Here is an 18,506-nt window from a genome sequence, read left to right as displayed (position 1 = left end):
GGACGTGTCACGACTGCGGCTGGCGTTCGCGTGCGGCGACTACGACCGCACGCGGGCGCTCTACGAGGGCACCGTCCAGCCGGACGGGATCGACCTGACCTACCTGCGGCTCCCCGTCGAGGAGACGTTCTTCCGGATGATGCGCCACCGCGAGTTCGAGGTGGCGGAGCTGTCGCTGTCGTCCTACGTGAAGTCCTTGGACCTCGACCCGTCGCCGTTCGTAGCGCTGCCGGTCTACCCCTCGCGGATGTTCCGGCACGGCGGGATCTTCGTGAACGCGGCGTCCGGCATCGAGAAGCCGGAGGACCTGCGGGGCAAGGTGGTCGGCACACCCGAGTGGCAGCTCACGGCGGGGGTGTGGATCCGCGGCATCCTCGCCGACCGGCACGACGTGCCGATCGATGCCGTGGAGTACCGGACCGGCGGGCAGGAGACGCCCGGGCGGATCGAGAAGGCCGCCGTCGACCTCGGCGGGCGGGTCCGCATCGAGCCCGTTCCGGAGGGCGCGACCCTGTCGGCGATGCTCGCCGACGGCGGGATCGACGCGCTCTACAGCCCGCGGGTGCCCTCCTCGTTCCGCCCCGGCGGCCCGGTCCGGCGGCTGTTCGACGATCCCGTGGCGGCCGAGAAGGAGTACTTCGCGGCCACCGGCATCTTCCCGATCATGCACGTGGTCGTGGTCCGCCGCGACGTCTACGAGCGCCACCCTTGGGTCGCGCAGTCGCTCACGAAGGCGCTGCACCTGGCCAAGAAGGCGGCCATGGAAAACCTCTACGACTCCTCCGCGCTGCGGTTCACGCTGCCCTGGCTCATCCAGGGGGTGGAGGAGGCCCGATCGCTGCTCGGGGCCGACTACTGGTCCTACGGGCTCGCGGCCAACGAGGAGACGCTGTCCACCTTCCTCCGCTACCACCACGAGCAGGGGCTGTCCCGGCGCCGGTACGCGCCGGATGAGCTGTTCGCCCCGGAGGCCACCGAGGAGTTCGTGATCTAGTGCGGGCTGGTCAGCCCGCGAGCAGGCTCTTGAGCGGGATCCTGGGATCGGCCGCCTTGTCGGCGGGCAGGGTCCGGCCGGTGGTAAGTGCCTTCCGGACCACCAGGTAGTCGGTCGGGGTGTTCACGGCGTCGACCGCGATGAGTGCGCCGTCGCGGTAGTAGAGGACGGCGAACCGCTCGCTGTCGGGCTCGCCACGCACGTCGTAGTGGTCGTAGCCCGCGGACAGGCCGGCGATCTGCAGCCGGAGATCGCCCTGGTTCGACCAGAACCACGGCACGTTGCGGGTGTCCGAGGTCCGGCCCAGCAATGTGGCCGCGGCGACACCGGCCTGCGCCACGGCGCCGGGGACCGACTCCAGCCGGACGCGGCCGACACCCGTCACGGGGTGCGGGAGCGCCGTGCAGTCGCCGGCGGCCACCACGGCCTCGTGGCTGGTACGGGCGGTGGCGTCGACCACGATGCCGCCGACGACACGGTCGCACTCGAGGCCGATCTCCTCGGCGAGTTCGGTGCGGGGGACCACGCCGACACCTACCAGGACGAGGTCGGCCGGGAGCTCGCGACCGTCGGCCAGCCGGACGGACTCGACCCGTCCCGTGCCGCCGAAGCTCACGACCTCGGCCGGCAGCAGCACCGTGGTGCCGCGGCGCTCGTGGGCCTGTCGGAGGAACTCGGAGACGACCGGCGCCACCGCTCGTCCGACGAGCCGGTCGGCCGCCTCGACGACGGTGACCTCCTTGCCCTGGGCGCGGGCCGCCGCCGCGGCCTCGAGGCCGATGAAGCCGCCCCCGACGACCACGACCCGGGAGGCGACCGCCAGGCGGTGGCGCAGCCCGATCGCATCGTCGAGGCCGCGGAGGTAGTGGACGCCGTCGAGGTCGGCGCCTGCCACGTCCAGCCGCCGCGGCCGTGCGCCCACCGTGAGGGCGAGGCGCGCGAAGGGCAGCGTCCGCCCGACCGTCGTCCGCGCGAGCCCCGGGCGGCCGCCGGTGGGAAGCGCGAGGTCGGCCACCCGCTCGCCCCCGACCAGCTCGATCCGGTGCTGCGCGTACCAGGTGGGGGTGCGGAAGGCGAGCGATTCCGCGTCGGCGGAACCGGCGAGGAACTCCTTGGACAGCGGCGGTCGCTGGTACGGCGCGTGGGGTTCGGCGCCGATCAGCGTGATCGGGCGCGCGTCACCGAGCTGTCGCAGCGACCCGGCCAGGTGGACGCCGGCCTGGCCGGCGCCGATCACCAGCGTCCCGGTGGACGTGGTCTGCGGCATGGGGCGCCCCTTCCGACTGGAATGGACTTACCATTATGCCAAAGGCAAGACTTACTGGGAAGTGGCGTCGCGTCCGCGCAGGGCGAAGGCCGGGAGGGTCATCCCCGCACCGACCACGGCGATCGCGGGCGCGAGCGGCACGAGCACCACCATGCCCGCGACGGCCAGCGGTGCGGCGAACAGCGCGGCCGCACGGAACGTGCCGGTGGCCGCGATGGCCTCGCCGCGTTCCTCGGGGTGTACGGACTCGGCAGCGAGCGCCGGGCCCAGCACCTGCACGGCGCCGGCCGCCACGCCGCTGACCGCGAGCACAGCGGCGGCGAGCGGGGTGTTGCCGGCCACGGCGGCCGTCAGGGCGGTGGCCACACCGGTTGCCACGATCCCGGACAGCAGCGCGCGGCCGGTCAGGTGCGAACGGATGCGTCCGGCGAGTCCCGTGCCGAGCAGCTGGGCTCCGTTCGCGACCGAGATCAGGGCGCCCACGGCAGTGGCCGACTGGCCGGCCGCGTCGAGCGCCACCGGGACGTAGGAGGTGAGCAGGGCGCGCCAGGCGCCCGCAGACACTCCCGCCCAGCAGCCGACGTCGACCCCGGGGCGGCGCCACAGCCGTCCCGGCGGGCGGTCGGGCGGCGGCGTGAACGGCGGCAGGCGGTCGAGGAGCAGGGTGGGGACCAGGCCGGCGAGCGCGACCGCCGCGGCCGCTCCCAGCGCGAGCTCCGGCGCGATCTCGGACAGCACGCCTGCGAGCAGCGGGCCGCAGAGCAGGCCGACCGACGCCACGAGGTTCACCTGGGCCAGCGCGCCCGCCGCCCGGCCGGTGCCGCGAACCACGTGGGTCTGGCTGCCCGTCCAGAAGCAGGCCCGGGAGGCGCCCTGGAGGAGCTGGGCGATGACGAACGGCACCATCGCGCTGGACAGGGTGACGAGCAGGCAGCTGGCTGCGAGCGTGATCACGGCGCCGGCGATGAGCGTCCAGTCCGCCCACCGGCGCATCGCCCAGGCCAGGGCCAGCCGAACCAGCATCTGCGAGACCGCGGAGGTCGCGGTCAGGGCCCCGATGTCGAATGCGGAGTAGCCCGTCTGCAGTGCGAGCAGTGGCAGGGCGACGCCCGCGGCACCGAGGGACACGGAGTAGATCCCGGCTCCGGCCGCCGACGCGACGGCGTCGCGCGAAAGGGGGTCACGCGACGGCACTCACTGTGCTCCGATCGGCAGCATCAAAGGTATTATGGTTGTGCCAAACTACCAGCCGTGCCGTGGACCACCGCACCGTCGCGAAAGTGGGACCCCGAATGCTGACCGACGCCCTGAACGGTCTCATGGCGGTGTTCCAGCCGGTACCCCTGATGCTGATGCTCCTCGGGGTGGCCATCGGCTTCGTGGTGGGCATCCTGCCCGGCCTGGGCGGGGCCGTGACGCTCGCCCTGATGCTGCCCTTCACGTTCGACATGCAGCCGGTCGAGGCGTTCGCGTTCCTGCTCGGCATGTGGGTCGTCACGTCGACCACCGGTGACATCACCTCGGTGCTCTTCGGCGTCCCGGGCGAGGCCACCTCGGCGGCCACGGTGCTCGACGGGCACCCGATGGCGAAGCGGGGAGAGGGTGGCCGGGCGCTCGGCGCCGTACTGCTGTCCTCCGCGCTCGGCGCCGTGTTCGGGGCGCTGGTGCTCGCGCTGTCCATCCCGATCATCCGCCCCGTCGTGCTGGCGTTCGGCCCGCCCGAGTTCTTCGCCCTGACCGTGCTCGGCCTGACGTTCGTCGTCGCGTTGTCGGGCGGCCGGCTGCTCAAGGGTTTCGTCATGGCCTGCCTCGGCCTGCTCGTTGCGCTGGTCGGCCTGGACCCGCAGGAGGGCGTTCCCCGCTACACGTTCGACCTGCTCTACCTCTGGGACGGGATCGGGATCGTCCCGCTGGTCGTTGGCCTCTTCGGCGGCGCCGAGGTGCTCCAGATCATGCTCAGCAGGCGCAGCATCGCCCGCACCGACAGCACGGAGGCCTCGCTCGCGGGCATCGGGCAGGGCGTCCGCGACGTCTTCCGCCACTGGCCCCTCGTGATCCGCTCCAGCGCCATCGGCACGGGTGTGGGCATCGTGCCCGGCCTCGGGGGCACCGTGGCCCAGTTCATGGCCTACGGCGCGGCCCAGCAGAGCTCCAAGAATCCCGAGATGTTCGGCAAGGGGTCGATCGAGGGCGTCATCGCGGCCGGCGCGGTGAACAACGCCAAGGACAGCGGGTCGCTGATCCCGACGATCGGGTTCGGTATCCCCGGCGGGGCCGGGAGTGCCGTGCTGCTGTCCGCGTTCCTCATCGTGGGCCTGAACCCCGGCAAAGAGATGCTGACCACGTCCCTCGACGTCACCTTCTCGATGATCTGGGTGACGGTGCTGGCCAACGCCGTCGCCGTGGTGGCCGCGTTCCTGCTCCTGAAGCCGCTCACCCGCCTCACGTTCGTGTCCGGCCCGCTCCTCGTGCCGTTCCTGCTGCTGCTCCTCGCGCTGGGCGCCTACACGTCGAGCAACTCCTTCTCCGACGTGCTCGTGATGATCGGGGCAGCGGCCGTCGGCGTGATGTGCATCCGGTACGACTGGCCGCGGGTGCCGTTCCTGCTCGCGGTCGTGCTCGGGTCGCTGGCCGAGCGCTACCTCTTCCTGTCCCACTCGCTGTTCGGGTGGACGTGGCTGACCCGGCCGATCGTCCTGGTGATCGCGGCGGCGATGGCGGTCGCCATCCTGCTCCCGACGATCCGGAGGCTGCGTGCCCGGCAGCGGGCACCGGGCCCGACGAGCGAGGAGACGGTATGACCGCGCGCGCCCCTGCCGAGGTGCCTTTCCTGAACGGTCGACGCCCCTCGCCCGAGGCTGTGGTCGACGTCGTCGTGACGGTGCTGCTGCTGGTGCTCTTCGCCTGGGCCTTCATCGAGGCCGGCGAGTGGTCGTTCCGGGCGGCGCTGTTCCCGCGCCTCGTCACAGGTGCCGGTGTCGTGCTCACCGCGCTGCACCTGGTGCAGGCCGTGCTGCGGCTGCGGCGCCCGACCCCGTCTCCCGAGGCCGGCGACGCGGACTCCGACGACGTCGAGTACGTCTTCCGCACGGCCGGCGCGCGGCGGTGGGCGTCCGCCCTCGGCTGGGTGGCCGCCTTCTTCGTGCTGCTCTACCTCAGCGGCCTGTACGTCACGGCACCGGTCTTCTCCCTGCTGTACCTCAGGTTCGCCGGCAAGCGGACATGGATCTTCAGTGTGATCTACGCCGTTGTGACCGCAGTCCTGCTCTACGTGGCATTCGAGCTGGCGCTCGGCGTCCCTACGCCGTCCGGCCTGCTCGTCGATTGATCGCAGCTCCGAACAACGCAGGGAGAATGATGGCTGACCGTCGGCGTGGCCTCAGTGCAGTGGTGGCGCTCGGTGTCGGGGCAGGGGTGCTGGCGGGGTGCGCGAGCGGCGCCCAGGCCGCGGGTGATGCGCTACCGGCCTGTTCCTCGCTCGACGGGGAGACCGTGTCGCTCGTCGTGCCCTACGAACCGGGCGGAGGCTACGACTCCTACGTGCGGCTGCTCGCCCCGTACCTGGAGGAGCGGACCGGCACCACGATCGCCGTGCAGAACCAGCCCGGTGCGGGTGGCCTGCTCGCTCTGAACAACCTCCACACCGAGAAGGCCGACGGCACCACGATCGCGATCATGAATGGTGTCGGAGCCGGTGGCTCGTCGCTCGCCGGGGCCGACGGTGCCCAGTTCGCCCTCGACGACTTCACCTACATCGGACGCGTGGTGAGCGAGCCCCCGCTGATCGTGACCAGCGCCACCGGGCCGTACCAGACGTTCGACGCGGTGCGAGCCGCCCGCGGCTTCCGTTGGGGATCCACCGGTCCGGGCGCGGAGGACTACGTCACCGCCTCGCTCCTGTCCAAGGTGTTCGACATCGATGCCCAGGTCGTGACCGGGTTTCCCGGCTCGGGCGAGACCGAGCTGGCGATCCTGCAAGGGGCCATCGACGGCATGTCCGGCAACCCCGGCAGCCGCCGCCAGGCGATCGAGGAGGCCACGCAGACCCCGGTCCTGCGCATGGGCGAGCAGTCGCCGGCGTGGCTGCGGGACGACGTCCCCTGGGTCCACGACGTCCCGATGACCGACGAGCAGCGGGCCCTGGTGGACGCGCACCTGGCCTTGATCGAGATCGGCCGCCCGCTGGTGGGACCGCCCGGGATGGACGATGCGGCCAAGCGCTGCTGGCGGGAGGCGATGGCCACGGTCATGGCGAACCCGGACCTCCTCGCCACGGCCGAGCAGCAGGAGCGCGAGCTCTCCTTCCTCGGCGGCGCCGAGCTCGACGGCCTCGTGCAGCGGATCCTCACCGCGCCCCCGCAGTACCGCGAACTGCTGACCGGCATGTACTAAGGTAAAACTATCAGTCCAATATGGAGGAGGCCGGCATGCCGCCGCCCGACGACGACGCGCCCCCGCAGCTCTACCACAGCAACAAGAACCGCACGTTCGTCCGCGCCGTCCAGGGCGACTACGGGCTGAACGCCGAGCTCGAGCGGCTGCGATCGATGCCGCGGGTCCAGAAGGCCAGCGAGATCAAGTTCGTCGACGGGCCGCAGGCGTACAGCCGGCACTACGTCGAGCCGAAGGACGGCATCACCCAGACCTTCCACCTCCACCTGGAGGAGTACGGCCCCGGCGGGAAGTCGCAGAAGCACGGGCACGTCAACGAGGCCGCGTTCTACATCCTCGACGGCCGCGGCTACGAGATCCACGACGGCGAGCGCTACGACTGGGAGGCGGGCGACGTCGCGATCGTGCACAACAACTGCGTGCACCAGCACTTCAACGCCGACCCCGAGCGGCCGGCACGCGCTCTCGTCATCAAGACCAAGCCGATGTACATGTTCATGAACATGCTCTTCCAGAAGCAGGTGGAGCCCCGCCAGACCGAGCCGACGCCGGAGGGCGTCGGGTTCGTCGTGCGCGAGGAGGAAGAGGACTTCAACCACCCGCGGGAGGGCTACTGATGGCCTGGTCCGAGACCGCGGCGTGGGTCGCGGGCACCGACAACGCGCCGCTCTACGCGAACCTCCTGCAGGACGCCACCGAAGCCCCCCAGCGCAACGCCGGACGCCGCAAGATCCTCAAACCCACGGACATGCCGTGGGAGATGTCCCGGCAGGGGCTGCTCAAGCACCTGATCAACGAGGACCTCAACACCCGCATGGAGACGGTCGACGCCTACATGCAGATCATCCCGGCCGGGAGCCGCTCCGGTAAGCACCGGCACCTGGCCGAGGAGTGTCTCTATGTCCTCGAGGGCCGCGGCTACGACCTGCACCAGGACTGCGACGTCGAGATCACCGACACCTACTTCTGGAAGCCCCAGGAGGAGGTCAAGCGCTTCGAGTGGGAGGCGGGCGACGTCATCTACGTGCCCCCGAACACGATCCACCAGCACTTCAACGCCGACCCGCACCGCCCGGCCCGCCTGATCTCGGCGATCAACCGGATCTACAAGCAGTGCGGCCTGAACGACCTGGAGCAGATCGAGGACGCGCCCGAGTACGACCCGTCGGTCGTCCTGGACGCGGAGAAGATCCGCGAGTACCTGCGCACGACGTAGGTCCTTCCTTGGCACGGCGAGTACCGTGCGCGCCTGAGCCCCACCGCGGGCGGCGCATGTCAGCCTGAGCATGCTGAGTCCGGAACGCGCGGACTACCTGGGGCCGCAGATCGCGCACAGATCAGGTTTCCGCGTCGCGCCCGTCCGTACGTGTGAGATCGACTCACGGGAGGCTGGCACGATGCGGAAGCTGATCTTCGGCATGAACGTGACCCTGGACGGCTACATCGCCGCGATCGGCGACGACATCGGTTGGAGCGGGCCGCCGAGCGACGAGCTGTTCCAGTGGTGGCTCGACCAGGAGCGGGCGAGCGATCTGTCGCTGTACGGGCGCAAGCTGTGGGAGACGATGAGCTCCTACTGGCCGACCGGCGACCAGCAGCCCGACGCCACCCCGGCGGAGATCGAGTTCGCGCGGAACTGGCGGGACACGCCGAAGGTGGTGTTCTCCTCGACGATCGACGAGGTCGACTGGAACACCCGCCTGGTCACCGGCGACGCGGTCGCCGAGATCACCCGGCTCAAGGCCGAGGACGGCGGCCCGATGGGCATCGGCGGCGCAACGCTCGCCGGGGCTGCCATGCGTGCCGGGCTGATCGACGAGTACGCCCTGGCCACCTACCCGGTCCTGGTGGGTGCCGGCACGCCGTTCTTCACGGCGCTGGACAGCTGGGTGAATCTGAACCTGGTGGAGACGCGGACGTTTCCCGGTGGCGTCGTGCTGAACCGGTACGAGACGAGGCGATGAGCACGGGCCAGATGCTCGGCTCGTAAGGCCACGTCGAAATCGTGCTTGACGTGCTCACGGTGGCGGCGGGTGCGCTGGACCCGGCGACGATGTGCAGGACCGCGATGTTCAACAGCCGGTACTTGTCGTCGGGGGAGCGGAGGTACAGCGCGGCGGCAGGCATGCGGTTGACCGTCAGCATCCACAGCAGTCACCTGCAGGCGCCGACGTTCATGTGCGACCGGCGACTCTCGTGAGAAGGGCCTCCGGGTCGGCCGGTGCCGAGTGGCCCGCCCAGGCCACGTATTGGTCGGGGCGGACCAGGATCAGGCGGGCGCCGTAGGCCTCCCGACCACCCGCGTACGTGTCCTGGACGACCGTCACCGGCAGTTCCGCCCATCCGCCGGGGTCGGCGTCGAGGGCCAGGAGGGTGAAGCCCTCGCCGAGTGCCTCGAAGGCCTTGCGGCCGGACGATAGCGGGAGCGGGGGGAGGTGGTGACCGGCCCGCGCCCGGAAGGTGTGCTCGCCGTGCGCGCTGACGGTGCCACCGGGCGGGCCGCAGACGATGGGGGAACCCTCGTAGTGCGGTTCGAAGTCGCGCAGCCGTTTCCCGAACCCGGCGGCGGCCTCGGCGAAGCGCTGCTCGAACGCGGCGCGGTCGGCCTTCGGGTCGTACGTCTGCAGGAACTCGCGGTCGTCGCGGATCCAGCCGCCGATGATGTCCTCCCCGACCTCGCGGAAGACCGGCTGCCGTTCGAGGGTGTAGGAGTCGAGCAGGTCCTCGCCGCCCCAGCCCTGCAGCACCGCGGCGAGCTTCCAGCCGAGGTTGACCGCGTCCTCCAGGCCGTTGTTGAGGCCGAACCCGCCGTAGGGCGGATGGGTGTGGGCGGCGTCCCCGGCGATGAAGGCGCGGTCGGCCCTGTACGTGTGGGCCACCTGGACCCGCAGGTCCCAGAACCCGACGTGCTCGATGTCGCAGTCGAACGTGAACCCGGCGGCGCGGTGCAGCAGCGACGTCAAGTCGTACGTGCCGACCCGGCCGTCCCGCGGGACCGGGGCGTGGAAGAAGAAGCTCTCGCCGACGTCGACGCGCCCGAAGAACATCCAGTAGCCGTTCAGGGCCGGGTGCAGCACGCGGTAGGTGGAGCGGTCGGGGAACCGGGCGAGCGCCCGGTGCAGCTCGGGGGAGCGGAAGACGACGAGCGCGACGAGCTCGTCCCAGTCGGTGCCGCTGCGCGGGATGTCGGCCTGCTCGCGCACGAGCGAGCGACCGCCGTCGCAGCCGACGACGTAGTCGCCGGTCAGCAGCTCGCGCTCGCCGTCCCCTTCGACCGTGACGCGCACGCCGTCGGTGTCCTGCTCGACCGCGATCGCCCGCCGGCCGAGTCGGACGTCGACGTGCGGGAGGGTGGCGAGCCGGCGGCGCAGCACCTCTTCCGTGCGGTACTGGGGGAGGCGCTCGTTCGCCTGGGAGTAGTAGGGCTGCACGAGCTCGCGCGCCGGCGGGGCCGCCCAGAACTCGCCCATGAGGTTCTCGTAGGCGGTGACCTGGCCGATCGGGTACCCGGGAGGCATCGTGCGGGCGGCGCGGATCTGCTCGGCCACGCCCCAGCGCCACATGTGCTCCATCGTGCGCTGGGACAGGCCCTGCCCCTTGGGGATCATCGAGAGCTCCGTGCGCTGCTCGACGACGACGCACCGGATCCCGCGCAGCCCCAGTTCGAGGGCGAGCCCGACGCCGACCGGGCCCCCACCCACGACGACGACCTGGTGGCGGGCGGTCATGCGGGTGTTCCCTTCGGTTGGGCAGCGATCCCGGCGTAGTCGCGCACGGTGTTCGGCCGCAGGAGGAGCGCGATCCCGGCCAGCACCGGCACCGCCGCGCCCGCCGTGAGCGCGGCGACCGGGCCGGCGAGGCCGGCGGCCACGCCGATCACGACGTCGCCGAGCGCAGGCCCGCCCCGGGACGTGATCTGGTAGAGCGACTGCACCCGGCCTCGCAGCTCGTCGGGCGTCTCGAGCTGCACCGCGGCGTGCCGGATGGTGGTCGCCGCGGCGTCGAAGGAGCCCAGGAGCAGCGCGAACAGCAGGACGGCCGCCAGCAGCGAGACCTGGGCGAAGGCGATCGCGACCACCCCGTAGGCGATCGTGGCCGCCAGCAGCGCACGGCCCAGCCTGCGCGACCGGGAGACCAGCCGGACGATCCCGTACGTCGCGAGCAGCGCGCCGAGCGAGGGCGTCGCGGACAGCAGCCCGTACCCGGCCGGCCCGATGTCGAGGCGGTCGGCGAAGGCCGGCAGCAGCACCCGGTAGGCGCCGAAGACGGTCAGCAGCAGGTCCAGCCCGCACAGCGACCAGATGATCGGCCGCCGCCGCACGTACCGGATGCCCTCGGCCATGTCCGCCCGGATCGAGCGCGGCCCGTCCTCGCGGTGCAGGGGCGGGACCCGGACCGCGGCCAGCACGGCGACCAGAGCCGCGTAGGAGATCCCGTCGAGCAGGTACACCAGTCCCGGGCCGTCGACGGCGATGAGCAGGCCGCCGATCGCGGGCCCGACGAGCACGGCGACCTCGCGGGAGGGGTTCAGCAGCGCGATCGCAGCGGGCAGAACGTCCCGGGGGACGAGGGCCGGCACCAGCGCCTGCCGGCACGGTTGGTCGAACGTCGCCGCTGCCGTGGTGACCAGCACGCCTGCGACCACGTGCCAGGCCTGCGCGGCACCGGTCAGCGACACGGCGGCCATCGCGAGCGCCACGACCATGGCGACGGCCTGGCTCGCCTGCAGCAGGCGGCGGCGGTCCCAGCGGTCGGCCAGCACCCCGCCGAGCGGGCTCAGCACGACCAGCGCCACCGCCTGGGCGCCGCCGACGAGGCCGGTGGCGGCGATCGAGCCGGTGAGCTCGTAGACCTGCCACAGGCTCGCGGCCACCGTCGCCCTCGTCCCGATCTGCGAGAGGACGACACCGGACCAGAAGAGCAGGAAGTCCCGGTTGTGCAGCAGTCGTGCCCAGTGCATCAGCCCACCGGGACGAGCGTGACCTTGCTCGGCTCCGTCGCCACGAAGATCTCCGTACCCGGCTTGATCGAGACCGACGGGTTGCCCCGCACGCGGAGGCTGCCCTGGCCCACCCGGACGATGTGGTCGATCGCATCGCCGAGGAACGCCCGGTTGGTCACCGTGCCCGGCCACTCGTTGACGCGGTTGCCCCAGCCGGTGGTGCTGATCTCGAGGCTCTCCGGGCGGACCGCGGCGACAACCTCCTCGCCGACCGGGACCCGGGCCGCCGACTCGAGCCGCACGCGCCCGGCCTCGGTGTCGACGTCGACGCAGTCGCCGTCCCGCCCGACGACCTTGCCGCGCAGGAAGTTGGACGTGCCGATGAACTCGGCGACGAACTTGCAGTTGGGGGACTCGTACACCTCGCGGGGGCGCCCGGTCTGCAGGACGTTGCCCTCCTTCATCACCGCGATCGTCGTCGACAGCGCGAGCGCCTCGATCTGGTCGTGGGTGACGTAGATCGAGGTGATGCCCAGCTCGCGCTGGAGGCGCTTGAGCTCGTAGCGCAGCGACTCGCGCAGCTTCGCGTCCAGGTTGGACAGCGGCTCATCGAGCAGCATCAGCGGTGGCTCGATGATGATCGCCCTGGCCAGCGCCAGGCGCTGCTGCTGACCGCCGGAGAGCTTGGTGGCCTGCCGGTCGGCGAGGTGACCGAGCTCCATCGTCTCGAGCACCTTGGCCACGCGCTCGCGGATCTCCCGTTTGCCCGGCCGGAGCGAGCGCTTGCGCACCTGCAACGGGAACGCCACGTTGTCGAACACGGTCATGTGCGGCCAGATCGCGTACGACTGGAACACCATGCCGAGGCCACGCTGGTTGGCCGGGACGTTGAGGCGGCCGCCGTCGAAGAGGACGCGGCCGCCGACGGTTATCCGGCCGGAGTCGGGGCGCTCCAGCCCGGCCACCGACCTCAGCGTGGTGGTCTTGCCGCAGCCGGACGGGCCGAGCAGCGTGAACATCTCGCCCTCGCCGACCTCCAGGCTGACGTCGTCGACCGCGAGTACCCGTCCCGCCGTCGCCCGCCGCTTGCTCGCCTCCCCGGCGAAGCTCTTCACGAGGTTGCTGATCGTCAACATGGGTGAGCCCACCCTCCGTTCAGGACTTGAGGCCGACGCGCGCGCCGACCTTGTAGGCGACCGCCACCAGTACGGCGAGGATGAGCACCATGATCACGCCGAGCGCGGACAGCTCCCCGAAGCGCGCGTTCGCGTACAGCTCCCAGATCGAGATGGACAGCACCTCGTTGCCCGGGGTGTAGAGCAGGATCGAGGAGGAGAGCTCGCGGAAGCTCACCACGAAGATGTAGACCCAGCCGGCGAGCAGCGCCGGCGCGATGAGCGGCAGCAGCACCCGGCGGAACGTGGCCCACCACCCGGCTCCGCTGACCTGCGCAGACTCCTCGAGCTCGGCGGAGATCGTCTGCATCCCGGTCACCGCGTAGCGCATGCCGTAGGGCAGGTACCGGGTGCAGTACGCGATCAGCAGGATGACCAGCGTGCCGTAGATCGGGAGCGGGCTGCGCAGGTAGACGAACGCGATCCCGACGCCGAGCACGAGCCCCGGGATGACGAGCGGCGAGAACGCGATGTGGTCCAGGATCTGGCGACCCGGGATGCCGGAACGCACCACGACCCAGGCGGCCACCGCCATCAGGGCCATCACGATCGTCGCCGCTCCACCGCCCAGGAGGAGCGAGTTCCTCAGCGCCGTGGGGACCGAGGGGAGGTTGAACACGGCGACGAAGTTGTCGAGGTTCATCGATGCGAACGCCTCGGCCGACGGGGGCCGGTAGTAGGGCAGGAGTGCCGTGTAGAGCAGCACCATCAGCGGGGCCAGCACGGTGACGAAGAAGTAGAGCAGGATGCCGCTGCCGACGACCGGCTTCCAGCGGCCGAGGTCGATCGGGCGCGGGCGGAAGCCCTTACCGGTGATGGTGCCGGTGGCGTGGCCCCGGCTCAGCACGTTCGAGAGCCAGATGCCCAGCGCCGCTACGGCGAGCAGCCCGACGGCCAGTGCGCCGGCCCCCGCGAAGTCGACCGGGAAGCTGCGCAGCACCTGGTAGATGCGGCTGGTGAAGACGTAGATCCCGTTCTGCAGGCCGAGCAGCGCCGGCACCTCGAAGCTCTCCAGACTGCGCACTCCCATGATCAGGGCGGCGGAGAGGAGGGCCGGGCGGACCAGCGGGAGGGTCACCCGCCGGAAGGTCTGCACGCGGGTTGCGCCGCTCATCAGCGACGACTCCTCGAGTGAGGGGTCGGTCGAGCGGAACGCGGCCACCATGAAGAGGAACGCGATGGGGGACAGGTGCAGCCCCTCGACCCAGATCATCCCCCACACCGTGAAGACGTCGAACGTGCCCGGCCCGAAGACCGGCTCGAGCAGGCTGTTGAGCAGGCCGATCGTGGGGCTGGCCAGGAAGATCCAGGCGATCGTGTACAGGATCCCCGGGATGATCAGCGGGATGATCGACGCGGCGAAGAACAGCGCCTTGAACGGTACGTCGGTGCGCACGTTGAAGTAGGCGAGCGCCGTGCCGACCGCGAGGGAGAGCAGCGCCGCACCGGCCGCGAACCACAGCGAGTTGCCGACCAGCTCCCCGATGCGGGCGTCGCCGTAGGCGCGCGCGAAGCCGCCCAGGCTGAAGCCCTGGGCGTCGGAGAAGGTGGTCCACAGCAGGTAGACCAGCGGGATCAGGGCGAGGTAGCCGACCACGATCGTGATCGCGACCGCGACGAGGGTGCGGGGGCGCAGGATCACCTCGCGCCATCGCGCGAGGGCTCCCGGCTGCCGCATCCGGGTTGTGAGCGTGGCCATCACTTCTCCGGGAGCTGCTCGCCGCCGCGGACGACCTCGTCGTAGCGGGCGGACCAGTCGTTGCCCTCGTTGATGAGCTGCTGCACGTCGACCGGGAGGACCTGGTGGCCGGCGAGCGGGTCGGTGCCGTCCGGCATCACGGCGGGGGTCAGGCCGTTGTCGAGGACGACCTGCTGCCCGTCCTTCAACATCCAGTCCATGAACAGCATCGCGGTTGCCGGGTGCTTGCTGCTGCGCAGCAGTCCGCCGCCGTTGGCGCGCGCCACGACGGGTTCGACGAACGGCTGGTCGTCGACCGGCGCACCGCTCGTCCGCGCCTTGTCCGTCAGGTAGGTGTACGAGGCCGCAACCACGCCGAACTCGCCCGCCGAGAGCAGCTCGACCTGGCCGGAGTGCCCCTTCGCGACCTTCGAGCCCTTCACCATGTCGGCGAACAGCCGGTCGATGTCGGCGTCGGGCATGCCCTGCTGGCGGAAGTGGGTGTAGAGCGTCATGTACCAGTCGTAGTCGCTGACCTCGAGGGACAGGATGCCGTCGTACTTCGGGTCGGCGAGGTCCTCCCACCGGTGGGGGACCAGGTCCGGGCGCACGAGGTTCGTGTTCCACGCGGGCGCGAAGATGTTGAAGCGAGTGGGTGTCCAGCCGTCGTACCTGAACTGTTCGTTGATCTTGTTCCGCTGCTCGCCCTCGTAGTCCCCGGTGAGCCCCTGCGCGGCGATGATCGCCATCTGCGTGGCGTTGGTCTCGACGACGTCGGCCCCCGCGAAGCCCGCCGACGCCTCCTGGAGGGTGCGTTGCAGGACCGTCTCCGAGTCGGCGCGGTAGAGGTTCACTTGGACGCCCGTTGCCTGCTCGAACTGCGGCACCACGATGTCGGCGATGTCGGCGTTCAACGAGGTGTAGACCGACAGCGTGTTGCCCTCCTGCGCGGCGAGCTCGACCAGGCGGTCGTGGCGCGCGCTTCCTGTGAGGGCGCCGACCTCGGCGTAAACGGCTTCGGCGGCGGTGGGTTGGTCGGCCCCTGGTGCAGGGCCGGACGTCGGGGCGCCACCGCAGCCCGAGAGCAGCAGCAGGCCCGCTGCGCCGAGGCCGGCGAGCGCCGATCGTCGTGACATGTTGTCTCCAGGAGGTGCGGCGGTGCAGCTCGGGAGGGTCAACCCGAGAGGACTAACGGACTGACCATTGGTGCGCAGGAAGGTAGCTCGCCTCACAGCGCGCTGTAAAGCCCCGGGTCCTCGCCGGCGAGCAGCCGGAGGGCTGCGTCGATGTCGAACGTCCGCATGAAGGCGAGAGCCGTGCGCGCCATCGACAGATCGGCGCCGGTGCCCGCTGCCATCTTCTCGGCGTTCGCGATGTCCTTCTCGAACCAGGTGAAGCGCATCTGGTCCATCTCGCGCAGCGTCCGGCTGTCGGTGGGGCTGTCCTGCATCGCCATCCGCAGCTTCTGCACGTCGCCGCCGAGGCGTCTACCCAGCTCCAGGGCCTGCGCCACTGCGGAGATCTGGGCCCAGTGCACGAGGTTGTTGACGGTCTTGCCCACCTGGCCGGCTCCGACGTCGCCCAGCAGGTGCACCGCGGCCGTCCACGGCCGAAGGGCGGGTCGGGCGGCGTCCAGTGCCCCGGGATCGCCGCCCACGAGCAACGTCAACCGGCCCGCCTCTGCGGAGCGGACCCCACCGGTGAGGGCGGCGTCGAGCACGTCGATGCCCTCCGGCGCGGCCGCGGCGAGCTCGCGGCAGGTGTCCGGCAGGGCGGAGCTGGACAGCAGGACGACCGTGCCGGGGCGGGCGCCTGCGAACACGCCCCGCGGCCTGGTGAGCACGTCGCGCAGCTGTGTGTCCGTGGCGACGACGACGATCACGACGCCGGCCGCGACGGCCACCGCGGCCGGGTCGGCGGCTGCGACCGCCCCGTGGGCTGTGGCGGCGTCGACCGCGACCTCGTCGAGATCCGTGACGGTCGTGGGGATTCCGGAGGTGGCGAGGTGCCGAGCGATCGGGGCGCCCATTGCGCCGAGCCCGATCACTCCCACTCCGGGCGGGACGGGTGGGCGGGCGGAGGTGTGTGTCATCGCGATCTCCTCGATGTGGATGGCGAACATAATGGTCTAGTGTCAGACCTATGGTCGAGCCTCCAGCACCGGGAGCGCCGGCCGGTCTCCTCGCCCGCACCGTCCGCTCGCTGCGACACCCCAACTATCGCCGCTACCTCGGCGGGCACGCGCTGAGCATCGTCGGCACCTGGATGCAGCGGGTCGCCCAGGACTGGCTCGTGCTGGAGCTCACCGGCGACCCGGTCGCCGTCGGCACGGCGCTCGCCCTGCAGTTCCTGCCGATGCTTCTCCTCGGCGTGTGGGGCGGGGTGCTCGTCGACCGGCTCGACCGCTGGAAGCTCCTCGTCGCCACCCAGGCGGCGAGTGCCGTCCTCGCCGGGGTCCTCGCCGTCACCACTCTGCTCGGCGCCACGACGCTCGGCCTTGTCTACGTGATGGCGGCGCTCCTCGGACTGGTGACCGTTGTGGACTCCCCGGCCCGTCACACGTTCGTCACCGACCTGGTGCCGCCCGGCGACTACGTCAATGCGCAGGCCCTGAACTCCACGATCCACAACACCGGCCGGCTGGTCGGGCCGGCCGTTGCCGGCCTGGTGATCGCGGCCGCGGGTGCGGGCGAAGCGTTCGCGCTCAACGCGATCTCGTTCGCCGCCGTGCTGGTCGGGCTCGCCCGCATCGACCGGTCGGCGCTGCACCGAACCGTGAAGGCGGGGTCGGGCAGGGGACAGGCGATGGCCGGGCTGCGCTACGCGTGGGGCCACCGGGAGCTGCGTGCCTGCCTCTTGCTGGTCGCGGTGGTGAGCCTGTTCAGCCAGAACTTCCGCGTGGTCCTCCCGGTGACCGCCGCCGAGGTGCTCAGCGGCGACGCGGCGACCTACGGCTACCTCACGTCCGCGCTCGGCCTCGGGGCCGTGCTGGGCGCCGTCGGCGCGGCGTCGAGCGTGACCGTGACCGGGCGGAGGCTGTTCGCGTGCACCCTGGCGCTCGGCGCGACGAACCTGCTGATGGCCCTGGCCGGACAGCTCGCCTTCGCGCTGGCCGGCCTGGTCGCGGTGGGCGTCGCCAACATCGCCTTCAACACGATGGCCCGCAGCCTGCTGCAGCTGCGCAGCGCGCCGGAGATGCAGGGCCGCGTGATGGCCCTGCACGGTCTGCTCAACCTCGGGACCACGCCGCTCGGCGGTCCGCTGCTGGGCTGGGTCTGTGCGGTGGCCGGCTCCGCATGGGGCTTCGTCGTGGCCGGCGGGGCGGCGCTGCTCGCGGCGGCCGTGGTGGCACGACGCCTGCTCACCTAGCGGTACGGGGAGTGACGGGATCTCAACCGTCGTCAGCGTGCATCGCGATCAGGAATCGGTAGGTTCACGAGCCACAGCAACTCCGTGCCGGCGACCAATTGACTGGTCGGGGTGGAGCGAATGTGGAGCAGGGCATCGCGCCAAGCCTGTCTGGAGGGCGCTGAGGCGCGTCGTACTGCACCGCGTCAAGCGGCCGATTTCCAGTTTTCGCAGATCACCGCGATCCGTTCACCGTGCTGGGGGTCAAGGGGTCGCAGGTTCAAATCCTGTCGTCCCGACGGCACGGGCGAGGCCCGGTGAGTTGGTGTTAGTGCAGCTCACCGGGCCTTGTCTTTCCCGGACAAGATTTCGTCCATGATCTATACCGAGTCCCGGTTGGGACCCATCTGGGACCCGCGGAGGTGTAGCGACAGAAGAGCGGCAGCTTCGGTGACCGGCTGTCGGTCCGGGTGCAGGTGCCGCTGAGTCGTGGCGAGTGACCGGCGCGCGCCGAGCTCGCCGCCCTGCTGACCCCGGCTGCAGTGGGCCACCCCTGGCCGCCGTCCATCCCGTCCAGCTGGTTCGGGCAGCTGTCGAGTAAGCCCATCGATTACCGGCCGGTCGTTCCGGACCGGGTGTGGAGCTGGATGTCGGGGCGATTTTCGTCTTCGATGGCCGCCTGTAAGGCCAGCAGTATCGATCGCGCCTTG

General features: G+C 71.0%; 16 protein-coding genes. 8 read left to right on the top strand and 8 right to left on the bottom strand.

Annotated features, from left to right (window positions below):
• The first annotated feature begins 4 nt into the window (after positions 1 to 4).
• Positions 5 to 994, top strand: coding sequence for a type 2 periplasmic-binding domain-containing protein (locus tag FB388_RS21085; RefSeq protein ID WP_142103959.1), 990 nt, complete (start codon positions 5 to 7; stop codon positions 992 to 994).
• A 10-nt stretch (positions 995 to 1,004) separates the two neighbouring features.
• Here FB388_RS21085 and FB388_RS21080 read toward each other — a convergent pair whose 3' ends face one another.
• Both FB388_RS21080 and FB388_RS21075 read right to left on the bottom strand, forming a co-directional pair.
• Entirely contained in the window at positions 1,005 to 2,261 is a 1,257-nt protein-coding gene (locus FB388_RS21080) for an NAD(P)/FAD-dependent oxidoreductase (protein ID WP_142103958.1), read from the bottom strand.
• A gap of 51 nt (positions 2,262 to 2,312) precedes the next feature.
• Positions 2,313 to 3,455 (bottom strand): MFS transporter, encoded by a 1,143-nt coding sequence (locus FB388_RS21075; RefSeq protein ID WP_142103957.1) that lies wholly within the window; start codon positions 3,453 to 3,455, stop codon positions 2,313 to 2,315.
• An 86-nt stretch (positions 3,456 to 3,541) separates the two neighbouring features.
• Between FB388_RS21075 and FB388_RS21070 the strand changes: the two genes are divergently transcribed.
• The 6 genes from FB388_RS21070 (at position 3,542) to FB388_RS21045 (ending at position 8,617) form a co-directional block, all read left to right on the top strand.
• Positions 3,542 to 5,062, top strand: coding sequence for a tripartite tricarboxylate transporter permease (locus FB388_RS21070; protein ID WP_211362143.1), 1,521 nt, complete (start codon positions 3,542 to 3,544; stop codon positions 5,060 to 5,062).
• Complete coding sequence (locus tag FB388_RS21065; protein ID WP_142103956.1) at positions 5,059 to 5,589, top strand: tripartite tricarboxylate transporter TctB family protein; 531 nt, start codon at positions 5,059 to 5,061, stop codon at positions 5,587 to 5,589. The genes FB388_RS21070 and FB388_RS21065 overlap by 4 nt, the downstream gene beginning before the upstream one ends.
• A 29-nt stretch (positions 5,590 to 5,618) precedes the next feature.
• On the top strand, positions 5,619 to 6,653 hold the full coding sequence (locus FB388_RS21060) for a Bug family tripartite tricarboxylate transporter substrate binding protein (protein ID WP_170225770.1): 1,035 nt from the start codon (positions 5,619 to 5,621) through the stop codon (positions 6,651 to 6,653).
• Between the two features lie 35 nt (positions 6,654 to 6,688).
• On the top strand, positions 6,689 to 7,270 hold the full coding sequence (locus tag FB388_RS21055; RefSeq protein ID WP_142103954.1) for a cupin domain-containing protein: 582 nt from the start codon (positions 6,689 to 6,691) through the stop codon (positions 7,268 to 7,270).
• A complete protein-coding gene (locus FB388_RS21050) occupies positions 7,270 to 7,869 on the top strand; it encodes a cupin domain-containing protein (RefSeq protein WP_142103953.1) in 600 nt (199 codons plus the stop codon). Before FB388_RS21055 ends, FB388_RS21050 begins: the two co-directional genes overlap by 1 nt.
• Before the next feature lie 181 nt (positions 7,870 to 8,050).
• The gene (locus FB388_RS21045; protein WP_142103952.1) at positions 8,051 to 8,617 is read left to right on the top strand and encodes a dihydrofolate reductase family protein; all 567 of its coding nucleotides are present in this window, start codon (positions 8,051 to 8,053) and stop codon (positions 8,615 to 8,617) included.
• A gap of 210 nt (positions 8,618 to 8,827) precedes the next feature.
• On the opposite strand, the gene FB388_RS21035 is transcribed toward FB388_RS21045, so the two are convergent.
• From FB388_RS21035 to FB388_RS21010, 6 genes are all read right to left on the bottom strand, one after another.
• The gene (locus FB388_RS21035) at positions 8,828 to 10,381 is read right to left on the bottom strand and encodes an FAD-dependent monooxygenase (RefSeq protein WP_142103951.1); all 1,554 of its coding nucleotides are present in this window, start codon (positions 10,379 to 10,381) and stop codon (positions 8,828 to 8,830) included.
• Positions 10,378 to 11,613, bottom strand: a complete 1,236-nt coding sequence (locus FB388_RS21030; protein WP_142103950.1) for an MFS transporter — start codon at positions 11,611 to 11,613, stop codon at positions 10,378 to 10,380. Before FB388_RS21030 ends, FB388_RS21035 begins: the two co-directional genes overlap by 4 nt.
• Positions 11,613 to 12,731, bottom strand: coding sequence for an ABC transporter ATP-binding protein (locus tag FB388_RS21025; RefSeq protein ID WP_142103949.1), 1,119 nt, complete (start codon positions 12,729 to 12,731; stop codon positions 11,613 to 11,615). Before FB388_RS21025 ends, FB388_RS21030 begins: the two co-directional genes overlap by 1 nt.
• A 19-nt stretch (positions 12,732 to 12,750) precedes the next feature.
• On the bottom strand, positions 12,751 to 14,469 hold the full coding sequence (locus tag FB388_RS21020; RefSeq protein WP_142103948.1) for an ABC transporter permease: 1,719 nt from the start codon (positions 14,467 to 14,469) through the stop codon (positions 12,751 to 12,753).
• Positions 14,469 to 15,584 carry an ABC transporter substrate-binding protein gene (locus FB388_RS21015; RefSeq protein WP_142103947.1) on the bottom strand — a complete coding sequence of 372 codons (1,116 nt, stop codon included), beginning with the start codon at positions 15,582 to 15,584 and terminating at the stop codon, positions 14,469 to 14,471. Before FB388_RS21015 ends, FB388_RS21020 begins: the two co-directional genes overlap by 1 nt.
• 92 nt (positions 15,585 to 15,676) lie before the next feature.
• Complete coding sequence (locus FB388_RS21010; RefSeq protein ID WP_170225769.1) at positions 15,677 to 16,540, bottom strand: NAD(P)-dependent oxidoreductase; 864 nt, start codon at positions 16,538 to 16,540, stop codon at positions 15,677 to 15,679.
• A gap of 50 nt (positions 16,541 to 16,590) precedes the next feature.
• On the opposite strand from FB388_RS21010, the gene FB388_RS21005 reads away from it, so the two are divergent.
• Positions 16,591 to 17,817 (top strand): MFS transporter, encoded by a 1,227-nt coding sequence (locus FB388_RS21005; protein ID WP_142103945.1) that lies wholly within the window; start codon positions 16,591 to 16,593, stop codon positions 17,815 to 17,817.
• Positions 17,818 to 18,506 lie beyond the last annotated feature (689 nt).

Origin of the sequence: Pseudonocardia cypriaca, assembly GCF_006717045.1 — a bacterium.
GTDB lineage: Bacteria > Actinomycetota > Actinomycetes > Mycobacteriales > Pseudonocardiaceae > Pseudonocardia > Pseudonocardia cypriaca.
The sequence above is the reverse complement of the archived record's forward strand: the minus strand, read 5'-3'. Positions and strand labels throughout refer to the sequence as shown.

Coding starts and splice junctions, on each gene's coding strand:
- FB388_RS21080 (WP_142103958.1), bottom strand. CDS start 2,261: ATGCCGCAGACCACGTCCACCGGGACGCTGGTGATCGGCGCCGGCCAG.
- FB388_RS21065 (WP_142103956.1), top strand. CDS start 5,059: ATGACCGCGCGCGCCCCTGCCGAGGTGCCTTTCCTGAACGGTCGACGC.
- FB388_RS21060 (WP_170225770.1), top strand. CDS start 5,619: ATGGCTGACCGTCGGCGTGGCCTCAGTGCAGTGGTGGCGCTCGGTGTC.
- FB388_RS21055 (WP_142103954.1), top strand. CDS start 6,689: ATGCCGCCGCCCGACGACGACGCGCCCCCGCAGCTCTACCACAGCAAC.
- FB388_RS21050 (WP_142103953.1), top strand. CDS start 7,270: ATGGCCTGGTCCGAGACCGCGGCGTGGGTCGCGGGCACCGACAACGCG.
- FB388_RS21045 (WP_142103952.1), top strand. CDS start 8,051: ATGCGGAAGCTGATCTTCGGCATGAACGTGACCCTGGACGGCTACATC.
- FB388_RS21035 (WP_142103951.1), bottom strand. CDS start 10,381: ATGACCGCCCGCCACCAGGTCGTCGTCGTGGGTGGGGGCCCGGTCGGC.
- FB388_RS21030 (WP_142103950.1), bottom strand. CDS start 11,613: ATGCACTGGGCACGACTGCTGCACAACCGGGACTTCCTGCTCTTCTGG.
- FB388_RS21025 (WP_142103949.1), bottom strand. CDS start 12,731: ATGTTGACGATCAGCAACCTCGTGAAGAGCTTCGCCGGGGAGGCGAGC.
- FB388_RS21020 (WP_142103948.1), bottom strand. CDS start 14,469: ATGGCCACGCTCACAACCCGGATGCGGCAGCCGGGAGCCCTCGCGCGA.
- FB388_RS21015 (WP_142103947.1), bottom strand. CDS start 15,584: ATGTCACGACGATCGGCGCTCGCCGGCCTCGGCGCAGCGGGCCTGCTG.
- FB388_RS21010 (WP_170225769.1), bottom strand. CDS start 16,540: ATGACACACACCTCCGCCCGCCCACCCGTCCCGCCCGGAGTGGGAGTG.
- FB388_RS21005 (WP_142103945.1), top strand. CDS start 16,591: ATGGTCGAGCCTCCAGCACCGGGAGCGCCGGCCGGTCTCCTCGCCCGC.